The sequence below is a fragment of the Bradyrhizobium sp. LCT2 genome, assembly GCF_009931255.1.
GTDB classification, from domain to species: Bacteria; Pseudomonadota; Alphaproteobacteria; order Rhizobiales; family Xanthobacteraceae; genus Bradyrhizobium; species Bradyrhizobium diazoefficiens.
In genome coordinates this window covers 9,089,278-9,102,983 of record NZ_CP034432.1, presented here as the reverse complement: position 1 = coordinate 9,102,983, position 13,706 = coordinate 9,089,278, and the positions used below count along the sequence as shown (strand labels likewise).

The window sequence follows — 13,706 nt, the reverse complement described above, 5'->3', positions numbered from 1 at the left end:
GTGATGCGGTTTTCCGAAAAGATCATGCTCAAACAACAACCTAAAGCGCGATGACGACTCGTTCCGACCTCATCGCGCTTTAGAATCGGCGCCACCGTAATGGGTTTTGGCCGTCGGTTGAATCGGAAAGCGTGAGCCATGGTCGGCAAAAAAGAAGGCCGCCCGGAGGCGGCCTTCGCAACATTGTCAGGGAACGGTGGGCTCAGAAGCCGCCCATGCCGCCGCCGGCTGGCATCGCGGGCGGAGCGTCCTTCTTCGGCGCCTCGGCGACCATGGCTTCAGTGGTCACCAGCAGGCCGGCCACGGAGGAGGCGTCCTGGAGCGCGGTGCGCACCACCTTGGCGGGGTCGATGATGCCCTTCTCGACCATATCGACATAGTCCTCGTTCTGGGCGTCGAAGCCGAAGGTCTCGGACTTGTTCTCCAGGATCTTGCCGACGACGATCGAGCCTTCCACGCCCGCGTTCTCGGAGATCTGGCGGATCGGGGCTTCCAGCGCCTTCAGCACGATGTTGATGCCGGCCTGGACGTCGTCATTGGCGTTGGTGAGACGGCCCACCGCCTTCTTGGCGCGGAGCAGCGCGACGCCGCCGCCGGGGACGATGCCTTCCTGCACCGCGGCACGGGTGGCGTTGAGGGCGTCCTCGACGCGGTCCTTCTTCTCCTTGACCTCGATCTCGGTCGCGCCGCCGACGCGGATCACCGCGACGCCGCCGGCGAGCTTGGCGAGGCGCTCCTGGAGCTTCTCGCGGTCGTAGTCCGAGGTGGTCTCCTCGATCTGCGCCTTGATCTGGCCGACGCGGGCCTCGATGTCGGGCTTCTTGCCGGCACCGTTGACGATCGTGGTGTTCTCCTTGTCGATCACCACCTTCTTGGCGCGGCCGAGCATCTTCACCGTGACGTTCTCGAGCTTGATGCCGAGCTCTTCGGAGATGAGCTGGCCGCCGGTGAGGATCGCGAGATCCTCGAGCATAGCCTTGCGGCGGTCACCGAAGCCCGGCGCCTTGACGGCGGCGACCTTGAGGCCGCCGCGCAGGCGGTTGACGACCAGGGTGGCCAGCGCCTCGCCCTCGACGTCCTCGGCGATGATCACGAGCGGCTTGCCCGACTGCACCACGGCTTCGAGCACCGGCAGCATGGCCTGGAGGCCCGAGAGCTTCTTCTCGTGCAGGAGGATGTAGGCGTCCTCGAGCTCGGCGGTCATCTTCTCGGCGTTGGTGACGAAGTAGGGGCTGAGATAGCCGCGGTCGAACTTCATGCCCTCGACGATGTCGACTTCGGTGTCGAGCGACTTGTTCTCTTCGACGGTGATGACGCCCTCGTTGCCGACCTTCTGCATCGCCTGCGCGATCATCTTGCCGATGGCGGCATCGCCGTTGGCCGAGATGGTGCCGACCTGGGCGACCTCGGAGGAGGAGGCGACCGGCTTGGCGCGCTTCTCGATGTCCTTGATGACGGCCGCAACCGCGATGTCGATGCCGCGCTTGAGGTCCATCGGGTTCATGCCGGCGGCAACCGCCTTGGCGCCTTCGCGCACGATGGCCTGGGCCAGCACGGTCGCGGTGGTGGTGCCGTCGCCGGCGAGGTCGTTGGTCTTGGAAGCGACCTCACGCACCATCTGGGCGCCCATGTTCTCGAATTTGTCCTCGAGCTCGATCTCCTTGGCGACGGTGACGCCGTCCTTGGTGATGCGGGGCGCGCCGAAGCTCTTCTCGATGACGACGTTGCGGCCCTTCGGGCCGAGCGTCACTTTGACGGCGTTGGCGAGAATGTCGACGCCGCGCAGCATGCGTTCGCGCGCGTCTCCGGAAAACTTGACGTCTTTGGCAGCCATTTCTGCAATCCCTCGTGTTTCGTGCTGTGTCTTGTTTCGTGCTGCGTCTTGCCGCTTTGCCGGCCGCATCGATTCCGGGATCCGCAGGTCGAACCCGGCGGAAGGATGGATGCCCGGATCACGCGATCCGGGCACGACATTCAGCGGCCGTTCAGGCTGACGGCCTTAGGCCATCACGCCCATGATGTCCGACTCCTTCATGATCAGGAGCTCTTCGTTGTCGATCTTGACCTCGGTGCCCGACCACTTGCCGAACAGCACGCGGTCGCCGACCTTGAGGTCGATCGGGATCAGCTTGCCGGTCTCGTCACGGCCGCCGGGGCCGACGGCGACGACCTCGCCCTGGGAGGGCTTTTCCTTGGCGGTGTCCGGAATGATGATGCCGCCCTTGGTCTTTTCCTCGGCGTCGATACGTTTGACCACGACACGGTCATGCAGCGGACGAAATTTGGATTTAGCCATGACGTTTCCCTTTGGAGGCTCGCTTCGGAAGTAGTGGAAGTGGGTGGGGCGGCGCTTCCGTCCACCCTCGTCCCGAGGATCGAACGGCGCGCTTAGCAATCGGGCTTTCCGAGTGCTAATAGTGCGCCCGGAAATATGGCTTGGCCGCGATCCTGTCAAGCAAAGGTGGTTAAGCGATTGGTGAGGCGGATATAGGATGGTGGCATTGGAAACGTGTTCGGGGCGCCGGCGTATCAAACGACGTCATTGCTCCGGTGGCGGTTTTGCGCTTGGCTGCAGGAGGGGTGCGGCCATGGTCTTGTTCGGGGGAATGCCATGATCAGTTCAGCTCGCGCGCGCAAGGTTGCCAATCTGGCAGCCGCATCTGGCCTGGCGTTGCTGCTTGGCGCCTGCGGCGGCGGCATGAGCCTGCCGTCCTTCTCGTCTTCGTCCCCGCCGCCCGAGGCAGAGCCCGGTACCGGCCCGGAAATGCCGGCGAGCATCCGCGCCGACGAGATCGTCGGCCGCTGGGGTCTCGCCTCGTTCCAGAACCCGGCCGACCGCGCCCGCACCGAGGCCGCCGCGCGGTCCCAGTGCAAGAATCCTTACGTGATCGGCGCCGGCACCTCCGGCGGCGTGGTCATGCATCTGGCCGACCAGGCGACACCGCAGGAATTGCGGCTGAAGGGCTCGCCCAGCGGCAAGAACTATATCGGGCCGGCCGGTCCGACCCCCGGCGAGCAGGACCGCGAGATCGTGTCCTTCGACGGCCGCGTCCTGATTACCCGCTTCATCGACAAGGACGCCGCCACCCGCTACGGCAACATGGTCTACGTCCGCTGCGCCCCGAGGGCGTGATGTTCTTCCCGTCATTCCGGGGCGATGCGAAAGCATCGAACTATGGTGCGCAATTGCGCACCTGAGAATCTCGAGATTCCGGGTTCGGTCCTGCGGACCGCCCCGGCATGACAGCGTGAGATAAATCCCCAAAAACAAAAACGCCGGCTCGCGCCGGCGTTTTGCTTCTTCTCTATGCCGCGTCCGTTCAGTCGAACAGCGCGTCGATGTCGTCCTGCGAGGCGTGGCCGACGTCGCCGGCGAGCTTCGGACCGTTGAGGAGTTTTTCGTCCTCGCTGCGGGTGTCGGCCGGCGCCGGCACATGGGCCTTGATCGCGTCGACGCCGCCCCAGATCTCCATCATCGCGTTGATGTGCTGCTCGATGAACTTCATCGTGGTCATGACCTTGCTGATGCGCTGGCCGGTCAGGTCCTGGAAGTTGCAGGCCTCGAAGATCGAGATGACGCGTTCCTGGATGTCGTCGGCGAGCCGCTTCTGCTGGTCGGCCGATTGCACCTTGGACATCGCGCTGGCCGCCTGGTCGATCGACTCGGCGGCTTCCAGGATCTGCTGGGTCGCCTGTTCGGTGCCGCCGACGACCGCGCCGAGTTCGCCATTGACCTTGGCCATCTCGCCGCCGTCGAAGCTCTTGCCGTGCAGCGTCGCGATTTCGCGCTTGGTGCGGTCGATGGCGTCGTGGATGAGGTCGAGCTCGACCTTCAGCTTCTCGCACTGCTCGATCTGCGCCCGGTAGGTGTCGAGCATGGTGCGCGTCTCGGCAAGCTCATGGGCCGTGGAAGCGTCGATCGCCGCCATCGCCGCGCTGGCGGACAGCGGGGCAGCGGTGCCCTTCGCCATCTGTGCGCGGATCGCGCGCAGCTCCGCCATGATCTCGCTATGCATCGGCGCAGCCTCCTCAATCATTTCGGGGCTGGGCATCTCGCCGACAATAGCCTCTTCGACACGAAAACGTTTGCGGTGAATAGCCATCAGAAACTCCCCCCCACCTCACTCACGCGTCTTTGTAGGCAGAAGCAATTTAACACGAGGTTCACGACCGGAACTGTTGCGCGGCCGCGCGCGACGACGCGAGAAGAAGCGATTAACCATGAGCATGAGGCGTTCATCGAAAATAAACGCTGATCGCCAAATTGGGCTCTCGCTCGCGACGTGGTGAATCAAAACGGCGTTTCCGTTTACCAAACAAAACGCCTTTTGCTCTTTATTGACCACGTCGCGGACGCCGATCAGCCATCAGCTCTGCACGACGCATGTGATCTAGACGAAACAGTACAGAGTACGTCGATGTTCAAGAAAATGTCTGTCGCGCTGCTCGGCAGCGCTTGCACCCTCGTTGCCGGCGCAACCAGCGCCAGCGCCTTCGACAATACCGTTCCGAACGATCCGCCCGCGGTGCTTTATCAGCCGCAAGTGCCGCCGGCGCCGGTGCGCGTCGCCTCCAATGCGAACATGGGCGGCGGCTTCATCGAGTTCCTGTTCGGCGATGGGCCCGGCCGCGGTCCGGCCTACGCGCCGCCGGTGTATCAGCAGCAGCCGGGCTACAACGATCCGCGCCGCCTGCCGCCGATGGGCGAGCCGCAGATGCAGGGCGGATATCAGCAAGGCGCAGGTCTCCAGCAGGAGGCGGTCGATCCGCGCCAGCGTCAATTCGATCCGAAGTTCGAGAAACAACTCGTTGACTATAGCGGCAAGGAAAGTGCCGGCACGATCGTGGTCGATACGCCGAACAAGTTCCTCTATCTCGTCGAGGGCAACGGCCGGGCGATGCGCTACGGCATCGGCGTCGGCCGTCCCGGCTTCACCTGGTCCGGCGTCAAGGCGATCACGGCCAAGCGCGAATGGCCGGACTGGACCCCGCCGGCGGAGATGATCGCGCGCCGCCCCGACCTGCCCAGGCACATGGAAGGCGGTCCGGAAAACCCGCTCGGCGCGCGCGCGATGTATCTCGGCTCCACGCTCTACCGCATCCATGGCTCTAACGAGCCCTGGACCATCGGCACCAACGTCTCGTCCGGCTGCATCCGCATGCGCAACGAGGATGTCATCGACCTCTACGGCCGCGTCAATGTCGGCACCAGGGTCGTGGTGATGTGAGGTCCGAGCCCCGAAATGAAAACGGCCGCCCCATCGGCGGCCGTTTTTGTTTGCGCGCTATCGAGCGGCCTTACGCATAATCGCTGCCGCCATCGTCGCCGCCGAAATCGCTGTCGTCGGCCAGGTCTACGTTGTCGTCATTGTCGTTCTGGTCGTTGTAATTCTGGTCGTCGTTCGAAGCCTGGTCGACAAAGCCTTGGCGGGAATCGCCGCCACGGTCGCGGTTCGATCCGATGTCGTCGAGGCCGGCATCGCGCGCGAGCGAGCCGCCGGACTGATCGCTGCCGCCCCAGGGACTTCCACCAGCGCTGCGGTCGCCCAGGGCGTTGGTGTCGCCGAAGGCCTGCTGGTGCGATCCGCCCATCATGCCGCGGATGCTGGAGAGCAGCAGCGAGCCGCCGACGACGCCGGCCGCGGCCGCCGCGGCCGTACCGAGGAACGAGCCGCCGCCACCGCCGACCGGCGGGGCGCCATAGCCCTGACCGGGGCCTTGACCTGGGCCTTGACCTGGGCCTTGGCCGTAAGGCGGCTGGCCGTAACCCGGTTGCGCCTGTTGCATCGCCTGGCCGCTGTTCCACACCGGCCGTGCGTCACGCGGCGGCACGTTCGGAACCGAGCCGCGCGAGGGGCCGCCACCGAACAGCGTGTCGCGCATGGTATCCAGGAAGCCGCCGGACTGGGCCGGCTCGGGCGCCTGCGCCGCTTCCAGTTCCTGGATGCGGTTATGGGCGCGCTTGAGCGCTTCGTCCTGCAACAGGGTGGTCTGCACCAGCGCGTAGACGGCGCCGGGCGCCTTGCGCAGGCCGTCGGAGATCGCAGCGATCGCGTCGGGATCGCGCGGTGCATTTTCCAGTTTCGAAAGCCGGTCGAAAAGCTCGTCGACGAGCTGGCGTTCCTGCGGCGTCATGATCAATCTCCCTCGCGCAAACCAAGCGCGCAGGAGATGTAGGGTTCCATTGTGGCCCCAACAGTGCCGGCCATATTAAATTTCGGTATGCGACAAGCTGCCTCGTCGGCCGGCTTTCGCCGCCATTCACCCCAATGTCGCGTTGGTCTGCTCCAGCAGCCGTACGAATTCATCGCCCCCAAGATAGGCATGCTCGCGTTCGCGCACGTCGGTCATCGGATCAAGCGCGGCAAGGACGTCGTCGACGAAGCCGGGATGGCACATCACGAGGCCGCCATCGGGGAGGCCTTCCAGGAATTGCCGCATCAGCGCGCCGAAATCGGCCGCGCGCGTGAAATCATAGGCGCCGGCAAAGCCGGGATTGAAACCGAGGCCGGCGCGGCCGGCGCGGCGGCGGAATTGCGCGCTGAGGATGTCGAGCACCATGGCTTTCGGCGAGGCGAGCCGCTGCTTCAGCGGCAGGTCGCGGCCGCCCTGGCGCACCCAGGCGTTCGGCGCGGTTTCGCTGACCGCGTCGATAAAGCCGTCGCGCACCTGCGGATAGAGCTGCACATGCTGATGGCCGTCGACGAAGTCTGGCGCGCGGCCGAAAGCCTCTGCGAAGGCCACGAGCTGCGCCTTCACCTCATTGCGAAAGAATTCGCGGTCGAGCCGCCGCAAGACACCCGCGCGCAAGAGCTTCGGAAACGGCATGAACATGTCGCCGTCGAGCGGGCGGAAATGCATGGTGAGCGGCCGGAACGGCGCGGACAGCGTCACGTGCAATCCGATCGCGCAGCGCGGGCTCGTCTTCGCCGCGGCCTCAAGCGCCTCGATCTCGCCGCGAGCGATCGCGGGGCCGACCATCATCACCGAGGTGGCGTTGAGGCGGCCGCGCTCGATCAGGTCTCGGATGGCGCGATTGACGCCCGGGCTGATGCCGTAATCGTCGGCGCAGAGCCAGATCCGCCGCGGCGCCGCCGCCGCGCTCATTCGGCCGCCGTCCTCTTCGCGGCGTCGTCGGCCTTGTCGGCCTCGAAATGCTTCTCGCTGTGCTCGGCGACGAAGTAGATCGGGCGCGCCTTCAGCTCGGAGAGGATCTTGCCGATATATTCGCCGACGATGCCGATCATGATGAGCTGCACGCCGCCGATGGTCATCAGGCCGACCACGAGCGAGGGATAGCCGGGGACCTGCTTGCCGGTGGTGAAGACCTCCCAGAGAATGGAGAGGCCGAACAGGAAGGCGATGCCGGCGAGCACGACGCCGAGCAGGCTGGCGAAACGCAGTGGTGCCACCGAGAACGAGGTCAGGCCTTCGATCGACAGGCCGAGCAGGCGCGCGGCGTTGAAGGTGGTAACGCCATGGGCGCGCGGCGACGGCTCGTAGTCGACGCGGATCTGGCGGAAGCCGATCCAGCTTGCCAGGCCCTTGAAGAAGCGGTTGCGCTCCGGCAGTTGCCGAAGCGCCGTGACCGCGCGCGGCGAAAGCAGGCGGAAATCGCCGGCGTCTTCCGGAATCTTCTGGCGGGCGCCCCAGTTGATCAGGGCGTAGAAGCCATGCACGGCGAGCCGCCGCAGGAAGGTTTCGTTGTCGCGATGCGCCTTGGCGGTATAGACGACGTCGTAGCCGTCATCGATCCAGTGTCCCACGAGCTGCTCGACGAGAGCCGGCGGATGCTGGCCGTCGCCGTCCATGAACATCACGGCGCCGAGGCGGGCATGGTCGAGGCCGGCCATCAGCGCCGCCTCCTTGCCGAAATTGCGCGACAGGGAGACCACCTGGACGTCGATCGCGTCGGCCGGCAGGCTGCGCGCGATCGACAGCGTCGCGTCCGCGCTGCCGTCGTCGACATAGACCACCTCGCAAGCGAGGCGATGGCGCTGCCGCAGGGTCTTTGCGAGATCGCAGATGCGCTGGTGCAGGGCGGCAAGGCCCGCCGCCTCGTTGTAGACGGGGACGACAATCGACAGTCCCTTCGCGGCGGCGTTGGTCGCGGTGGTCGTCAGGCCGGAAACATCAGAGCCCAGCGTCATCGATCAAGGTTCCAGAGGCGTTCATGGTCATCTCAACAGCATATGGTAGCTGCCGTTTGCTGTCGCTACGCTGAACGGACCTGAGGCTCACCGCCGCAGGAACGCCTCGAGCTTGGCGAACAGCGGGTTCTCACGGTCGAACACGTAGTCGAGCGAAACCACCGAGACGGTCTCGGCGCCATGCTCGCGCAGGAAGCTCGCGAGCGCATAGAGCTGCCCCGGCGGGCAGTGCAGCGTCAGCATGCCCGACGAGGTCGGCCCGCCGAACGGGGCCTCCACGCCAAAACGGCTGTGGGCCTCGCCGAGCAGGGTGGCGTCGCACTGCCGGAATCGGGTCCGGACCTCGCGGTACTTGTTGGCCCGCGCCCGCGCCGCGATGTGGTCGAGGATGACGCGCGCGGTCTCCCGCGCCTGCGGCGACCAGTCGGCATCCCTGGAGGCGACCAGATTGGCCTGGCTGCGCAGGATCATGCCGTCGTCGAGCACTCGCAAGCCGTTGGCGGCGAGGGTCGCGCCGGTCGTCGTGATGTCGACGATCAGCTCGGCGCTGCCGGCTGCCGGCGCGCCTTCGGTCGCGCCTGCGCTTTCGACGATGCGGTAATCGGTGATGCCGTGGTTCTGGAAGAACGCGCGGGTGAGATTGACGAACTTGGTCGCGACCCGCATCCGCATGTGATGCTGTTCGCGGAAGCCGGTGGTGACGTCGTCGAGGTCGGCCATGGTGCGGACGTCGATCCAGGCCTGCGGCACCGCGACGACGACGTCGGCATAGCCGAAGCCGAGGCCTTCGATCAGGGACACGCGCTTGTCGGCGTCCGCGATGTTCTCGCGCACCAGGTCCTCGCCGGTGACACCGAGATGGGCGAAGCCGCGCGACAGCTGCGCGGCGATCTCGCTCGCCGACAGATAGGCGACCTCGACATTGTCTAGCCCTGCGATGGTGCCGCGATAGTCGCGTGCGCCGCCGGCCTTCGACAGCTTGAGGCCCGCGCGGGCGAAAAAGGCTTCGGTGTTTTCCTGGAGGCGGCCCTTGGAGGGAACGGCCAGAACGAATGGCGCGCTCATGACTTAGGCTCCCACCTTGCGGCCGATCCGGGTCAGCGCGTCCACCCAGACCGAGAAACCGACAGCGGCGATCGGCTCGACTGAACCGAGCTGGGTCATCAGCCCGTCATAGCGTCCGCCGGCGACCAGCGGTTCGGCGCCATTGCCGCGGTGATGCAGCTCGAATTCGAAGCCGGTGTAATAGTCGAGCCCGCGTCCGAACGCGGTCGAAAAGCGCGTCTGCTTCACGTCGATGCCGCGTGCAGCCATGAAGCCGACCCGGCTCTCGAACTGATCGATCGCAGCCGTGAGGTCGAGCCCGGCGTCGGTGGAGAGCGCACGCAACTCGGCGACGGCGTCGTCGGGATTGCCTGCGATCGACAGGAAGCGCTTGAGCACGGCGATCGCCTCGCGGGGCAGCGCGCCGCCCTTCAGCGTCGATTGCTCGAGGAAGCGGTCGGCGATCTCGGCGGTGGTGCGGCCGCCGACATTGGTGGTCCCGGCGATCGACATCAAATCGGTGACGAAGGCGAGCGCCGCCTTGCGGTCGGAGCCGGCCAGCGCCGCCAGCACGCCCTCATATTCGCTGCGGGTGGCGGTCGTCGCGGCCGCCAGCCGTTCCAGATCCTGCTCCAGGCTGATCTTGCGGTTGAAGTCCTTGACCAGGCGGCGCCGCCAGACCGGATAGAGGTTGAGCGCGTCGAGCAGCGCGTTGAACAGCGCCACATCGCCGGTGCGGATCTCGACGTCGCGGACGGCGAAGGCGCCCGTCGCCTCCAGCGCCAGCGCCAGCATCTCGGCATCGGCCGCGGCGCGGTCCTGGCGGCCGAACGATTCGATGCCGGCCTGAAGAAACTCGCTGGCCTGGCCGCTGCGGTAGCGGAACACCGGGCCGAGATAGCTGAACCCGGCCGGCTGGCCGGCACGGCTGGAGGCGAGGTAATCGCGCGCCACCGGTATGGTCAGGTCCGGGCGCAGGCAGAGCTCCTCGCCGGTGAGGTCCGTGGTCAGATACAGGCTCTTGCGGATGTCCTCGCCGGAAAGGTCCAGGAACGGCTCGGCCGGTTGCAGGATCGCCGGCTCGGCCCTGACATAGCCGGCCTGCGCGAACGACAAGAGCAGCGTATCCGCCCAGGCGGCGGAGCCGGCAGCATTTGAGGTGGCAGTCGCGGTCATCTCAGGGGTCCATCGTCCCGGCGGAACCGGGCAGGGCAAGGGGAGGCAAGTGGAGGCAAGCCAGTTGGCGCAGCCCTTAGCATGGCCGGAAAGCGGTTTCGACCTCCAAAGGATCAATCGCTTAACGGCCGGCCAATGCGCAGCATCAGGGAGTCTTGCCGCCCCAATCGCCCAGCACCGTCTGCACCAGCGCCAGCGCAGCCACCGCGGCGGTGTCGGCCCGCATGATCCGGGGACCCAGGGCGAGCCGCAGGATCTTCGGCTGTCGCAGCAGCAGCGCCCGCTCTTCCTCGGCAAAACCGCCTTCGGGGCCGATCAGCACGTCGATACCTTGTCCCGCCTCGCGCGCGGCTTGCAGGCTCTGAACGGGGTTTTCGACCTCCGCGGCCTCGTCGCAGAAGATGAGCAGGCGACCCGCGGCGCGCTGGCTGAGGAAGCGCTCCAGCGGCACCGGCTCGGCCACGGTCGCGATGCTCAGGATGCCGCATTGCTCGGCGGCCTCGACCACGTTGGCACGCATCCGCTCGGTGTTGACCCGGGAGGCCTGGGTGAACCGGGTCAGGACCGGTTGCAGGCCGGCGGCGCCCATCTCAATGGCCTTCTGGACCATGTAATCGAGCCGGGCGTGCTTGAGCGGGGCGAAGACGTAAGTGAGGTCGGCCAGCCGGTCCTGCGGCCGGGTCTGCTGGAGGATGACGAGGCCGTCCGGCCGTTTGCGGCCTTCGATCGCGGCCTGCCATTCGCCGTCGCGGCCGTTGAAGGCCAGGACCTCGGCCCCCGCGGCAAGCCGCAGCACATTGCCGAGATAATTGCTCTGGTCGCGGTCGAGCGGGACCCTGGCATCCTGGGCCAGGGGGGCATCGACGAACAGGCGGGGGGCGCGGAAATCGTGGGAAGGCATCATTCAGGTCCGATTTGCCGCCGTTATTAACCGAAAGCCGCCATTTCGGGGGTAAATATTGCTAAACTGGTGCGTCGGCGCGCCGCGCTCTTGCCCTATTCGACGGGTTGTTAAGGGCCGGCGGGAATCGTAAAAACGCGAACACGCTGGTTGCGCTTCAATTGGGAAGACGCCGAACCCCGTAAGCTCCTGCCGGAGAGACTGCCTTGATGATCCGTCATTTGATGGTTCCGATCACCGCCGCCATGATCACCATGGGGGCCGCTGGCGCCTATGCGCAAAGCGCCTTCCCGGCGCCGCTGCCAAACCAGGCCGCGAGCAGCTCGGCGTTTCCGCCCGTGAACGGCTCGGCGCCGACAGCCTCCGTCGGCACGGCGCCGCAATCCTCGTTTCCGGTGAACGGCGCCGCGCCGGTCGGCGGCGCCGGCGCTTTCAGCGCGGCCCCGCCGACGCAAGCCCCGGGTGAGGACTGCATGAAGGCCTTCATTCCCCTGCGCGAGGAGGCCGAGAAGCGCGGCAAGGCGATTAAGGCCGCGAGCGACCGCCACGCGCCGCCGGACGAGGCGTGCAAGCTGATCCGCAATTTCGGCCAGGCTGAAATGAAGATGATCAAGTACGTCGAGACCAACGCTGCAAAATGCGGAATCCCGCCGCAGGTCGGCGCGCAGATGAAGGACGGCCACAAGAACACCGAGGCCATGACCACGAAGGTCTGCAACGTCGCGCAGCAGATGCAGAACCAGCCGCGCGGTCCGGCCGGCCCGTCGCTGAGCGAGGTGCTGGGTTCGGGCTCGGCACCTGAAGCCAATGCCGGCAAGAAGGGCGGCAGCACCTTCGACACGCTCAACGGCAACGTCCTCACGCGATGAGCGACACATCCGCCCGCGTTGCCGACTCCACCGGCAACTGGGTCGATACGCTCGCGCCGCCATGGGCGCGGCCCTATTTGCGATTGTCCCGCTTCGATCGTCCGATCGGCTCCTGGCTTCTCCTGATGCCATGCTGGTGGTCGGCGGCGCTCGCCGCCGGCATCGCGCACGATTCCGGCCGCCTGCCGCTCACCATCGTCCTGTTCTTCATCGGCGCCTTCGTCATGCGCGGGGCAGGCTGCACCTGGAACGACATCACCGACCGCGATCTCGACGACAAGGTCGAGCGCACCCGCTCGCGGCCGCTGCCGTCGGGGCAGGTGACCACGAAGCAGGCGCTGGCCTTCATGGTCGCGCAGGCCCTGATCGGTCTCGTGGTGCTCCTGCAATTCAATCGCTTCGCGGTCCTGACCGGCATCGCCTCGCTTCTGATCGTCGCGATCTACCCCTTCATGAAGCGCATCACCTGGTGGCCGCAGATCGTGCTCGGCCTCGCGTTCTCCTGGGGCGCCTTGATGGGCTTTGCCGTCACCTTCGGCCGCATCGACGTCACCGCGCTCGTGCTGTATGGCGGATCGATCGCCTGGGTGATCGGCTATGACACGATCTACGCGCATCAGGATGCCGAGGACGACGCGCTGATCGGCATCAAGTCCACCGCGCGCCTGTTCGGCGCGCACACGCACCAGGCGCTGATCCTGTTCTATGGGCTTGCGGTGGTGCTGATCGGCGTCGCGCTGGCGTCAGGCGATGTGCGCTGGCCCGCCTGGCTCGGGCTTGCCGCTTTCGCCGCGCATCTGGCCTCGCAGATCGTGCGCTTGAGGATCGGCGATCCCGCGCTTTGCCTGCGCCTGTTCAAGTCGAACCGGGATGCGGGCCTGCTGTTGTTTGCGGGATTGCTCGCGGACGCGGTGATGCGCGCGGCGTGACGCAAATGCGTGGGGTGGGCAAAGGCGCTCTTGCGCCGTGCCCGCCATCTTGCCGAGATTGAGATGGAAATAGGTGGGCACGCTTTCGCTTTGCCCACCCTACGGCACCTTTAGTTCCTCGCGATGATCTCGCGCTCGCCGTGATGAACCGACAGCTCGCGCGCCATGGCGGTGCGCCGGCGCATCAGGAATTTCGGACGGCGGGCGCGGATCGCGTTGGCGCGGCGGCGGCGCGGTGCGGGCTTGCGCGCGCCTTCGTCGAGCTGCGGAAGCGCGAAGATCTCGCTCCAGACCGCCCAGGCCTCGGTGAGCTCGTCGCCGTCGGCGCCGACCAGCAGCGGAACGGAGAGCGAGGGATCGCGATGGACGAGGACGAGGGCCTGCGCCGCGTCGTTGCCGCGCAGCGCGACGCCGGAGAAGTCGCTGACGCGCACGTTGATCGCCATCCGCATGCCGCGGACGGCACGGCGCAGCACGACACGTTCGCGATGAAGCTCGATCTGCCTTGTGTATCCGTCGGCGCGCGGATCATGCGCATCGAAGCGGACCGGAAGGGAAAGAGGGTCGAGCCGCAGAGAGCGGCTCGACCCGGCGGGAGCGATCCCGCTTGTTGCTGTTTGACGCCTCACGGCTTTAG

The 13,706-nt window shown here is 66.3% G+C and carries 14 protein-coding genes; 4 read left to right on the top strand and 10 right to left on the bottom strand.

The window, feature by feature from the left end:
• Nucleotides 1–202 precede the first annotated feature (202 nt).
• Complete coding sequence (groL, locus tag EI171_RS42970) at nucleotides 203–1,834, bottom strand: chaperonin GroEL (RefSeq protein ID WP_011090265.1); 1,632 nt, start codon at nucleotides 1,832–1,834, stop codon at nucleotides 203–205.
• A 165-nt stretch (nucleotides 1,835–1,999) separates the two neighbouring features.
• Nucleotides 2,000–2,296, bottom strand: coding sequence for a co-chaperone GroES (groES, locus tag EI171_RS42965; RefSeq protein WP_011090264.1), 297 nt, complete (start codon nucleotides 2,294–2,296; stop codon nucleotides 2,000–2,002).
• 315 nt (nucleotides 2,297–2,611) lie between these two features.
• On the opposite strand from groES, the gene EI171_RS42960 reads away from it, so the two are divergent.
• Nucleotides 2,612–3,133, top strand: a complete 522-nt coding sequence (locus tag EI171_RS42960) for a hypothetical protein (RefSeq protein ID WP_161536749.1) — start codon at nucleotides 2,612–2,614, stop codon at nucleotides 3,131–3,133.
• A 187-nt stretch (nucleotides 3,134–3,320) separates the two neighbouring features.
• Here EI171_RS42960 and EI171_RS42955 read toward each other — a convergent pair whose 3' ends face one another.
• On the bottom strand, nucleotides 3,321–4,103 hold the full coding sequence (locus EI171_RS42955; RefSeq protein WP_028174613.1) for a protein phosphatase CheZ: 783 nt from the start codon (nucleotides 4,101–4,103) through the stop codon (nucleotides 3,321–3,323).
• A 315-nt stretch (nucleotides 4,104–4,418) separates the two neighbouring features.
• Between EI171_RS42955 and EI171_RS42950 the strand changes: the two genes are divergently transcribed.
• On the top strand, nucleotides 4,419–5,228 hold the full coding sequence (locus EI171_RS42950) for a L,D-transpeptidase (protein ID WP_038967312.1): 810 nt from the start codon (nucleotides 4,419–4,421) through the stop codon (nucleotides 5,226–5,228).
• A 70-nt stretch (nucleotides 5,229–5,298) separates the two neighbouring features.
• Here EI171_RS42950 and EI171_RS42945 read toward each other — a convergent pair whose 3' ends face one another.
• The 6 genes from EI171_RS42945 to EI171_RS42920 all read right to left on the bottom strand — a co-directional run bounded on the left by EI171_RS42945 (nucleotide 5,299) and on the right by EI171_RS42920 (nucleotide 11,271).
• Nucleotides 5,299–6,135 carry a DUF2076 domain-containing protein gene (locus tag EI171_RS42945; RefSeq protein ID WP_161536748.1) on the bottom strand — a complete coding sequence of 279 codons (837 nt, stop codon included), beginning with the start codon at nucleotides 6,133–6,135 and terminating at the stop codon, nucleotides 5,299–5,301.
• 126 nt (nucleotides 6,136–6,261) lie between these two features.
• The gene (locus EI171_RS42940) at nucleotides 6,262–7,107 is read right to left on the bottom strand and encodes a ChbG/HpnK family deacetylase (protein ID WP_161536747.1); all 846 of its coding nucleotides are present in this window, start codon (nucleotides 7,105–7,107) and stop codon (nucleotides 6,262–6,264) included.
• On the bottom strand, nucleotides 7,104–8,150 hold the full coding sequence (locus EI171_RS42935; protein ID WP_161536746.1) for a glycosyltransferase family 2 protein: 1,047 nt from the start codon (nucleotides 8,148–8,150) through the stop codon (nucleotides 7,104–7,106). The genes EI171_RS42940 and EI171_RS42935 overlap by 4 nt, the downstream gene beginning before the upstream one ends.
• 87 nt (nucleotides 8,151–8,237) lie before the next feature.
• Nucleotides 8,238–9,215, bottom strand: a complete 978-nt coding sequence (gene hisG / locus EI171_RS42930) for an ATP phosphoribosyltransferase (RefSeq protein ID WP_161536745.1) — start codon at nucleotides 9,213–9,215, stop codon at nucleotides 8,238–8,240.
• A gap of 3 nt (nucleotides 9,216–9,218) precedes the next feature.
• Nucleotides 9,219–10,370: an ATP phosphoribosyltransferase regulatory subunit gene (locus EI171_RS42925; protein ID WP_161536744.1), complete on the bottom strand. Its 1,152-nt coding sequence runs from the start codon at nucleotides 10,368–10,370 to the stop codon at nucleotides 9,219–9,221.
• Nucleotides 10,371–10,515: 145 nt separating this feature from the next.
• Nucleotides 10,516–11,271 carry a 16S rRNA (uracil(1498)-N(3))-methyltransferase gene (locus tag EI171_RS42920; protein ID WP_161536743.1) on the bottom strand — a complete coding sequence of 252 codons (756 nt, stop codon included), beginning with the start codon at nucleotides 11,269–11,271 and terminating at the stop codon, nucleotides 10,516–10,518.
• A gap of 209 nt (nucleotides 11,272–11,480) precedes the next feature.
• Here EI171_RS42920 and EI171_RS42915 point away from each other — a divergent pair, with 209 nt between their 5' ends.
• Together EI171_RS42915 and ubiA are read left to right on the top strand one after the other, a co-directional pair.
• Complete coding sequence (locus EI171_RS42915) at nucleotides 11,481–12,140, top strand: hypothetical protein (protein ID WP_161536742.1); 660 nt, start codon at nucleotides 11,481–11,483, stop codon at nucleotides 12,138–12,140.
• On the top strand, nucleotides 12,137–13,069 hold the full coding sequence (gene ubiA / locus EI171_RS42910; RefSeq protein ID WP_161536741.1) for a 4-hydroxybenzoate octaprenyltransferase: 933 nt from the start codon (nucleotides 12,137–12,139) through the stop codon (nucleotides 13,067–13,069). The genes EI171_RS42915 and ubiA overlap by 4 nt, the downstream gene beginning before the upstream one ends.
• Before the next feature lie 110 nt (nucleotides 13,070–13,179).
• Here the strand turns inward: ubiA and EI171_RS42905 are convergent, their stop codons facing one another.
• Nucleotides 13,180–13,698, bottom strand: coding sequence for a DUF6101 family protein (locus tag EI171_RS42905; RefSeq protein WP_011090252.1), 519 nt, complete (start codon nucleotides 13,696–13,698; stop codon nucleotides 13,180–13,182).
• Nucleotides 13,699–13,706 lie beyond the last annotated feature (8 nt).

What these genes read in the sequence shown, in the direction of transcription:
- EI171_RS42925 (WP_161536744.1), bottom strand. Translation starts at nt 10,370, where the DNA reads ATGACCGCGACTGCCACCTCAAATGCTGCCGGCTCCGCCGCCTGGGCG.
- EI171_RS42920 (WP_161536743.1), bottom strand. Translation starts at nt 11,271, where the DNA reads ATGCCTTCCCACGATTTCCGCGCCCCCCGCCTGTTCGTCGATGCCCCC.
- hisG (WP_161536745.1), bottom strand. Translation starts at nt 9,215, where the DNA reads ATGAGCGCGCCATTCGTTCTGGCCGTTCCCTCCAAGGGCCGCCTCCAG.
- EI171_RS42935 (WP_161536746.1), bottom strand. Translation starts at nt 8,150, where the DNA reads ATGACGCTGGGCTCTGATGTTTCCGGCCTGACGACCACCGCGACCAAC.
- EI171_RS42960 (WP_161536749.1), top strand. Translation starts at nt 2,612, where the DNA reads ATGATCAGTTCAGCTCGCGCGCGCAAGGTTGCCAATCTGGCAGCCGCA.
- groES (WP_011090264.1), bottom strand. Translation starts at nt 2,296, where the DNA reads ATGGCTAAATCCAAATTTCGTCCGCTGCATGACCGTGTCGTGGTCAAA.
- EI171_RS42915 (WP_161536742.1), top strand. Translation starts at nt 11,481, where the DNA reads ATGATCCGTCATTTGATGGTTCCGATCACCGCCGCCATGATCACCATG.
- groL (WP_011090265.1), bottom strand. Translation starts at nt 1,834, where the DNA reads ATGGCTGCCAAAGACGTCAAGTTTTCCGGAGACGCGCGCGAACGCATG.
- EI171_RS42950 (WP_038967312.1), top strand. Translation starts at nt 4,419, where the DNA reads ATGTTCAAGAAAATGTCTGTCGCGCTGCTCGGCAGCGCTTGCACCCTC.
- EI171_RS42945 (WP_161536748.1), bottom strand. Translation starts at nt 6,135, where the DNA reads ATGACGCCGCAGGAACGCCAGCTCGTCGACGAGCTTTTCGACCGGCTT.
- EI171_RS42940 (WP_161536747.1), bottom strand. Translation starts at nt 7,107, where the DNA reads ATGAGCGCGGCGGCGGCGCCGCGGCGGATCTGGCTCTGCGCCGACGAT.
- ubiA (WP_161536741.1), top strand. Translation starts at nt 12,137, where the DNA reads ATGAGCGACACATCCGCCCGCGTTGCCGACTCCACCGGCAACTGGGTC.
- EI171_RS42955 (WP_028174613.1), bottom strand. Translation starts at nt 4,103, where the DNA reads ATGGCTATTCACCGCAAACGTTTTCGTGTCGAAGAGGCTATTGTCGGC.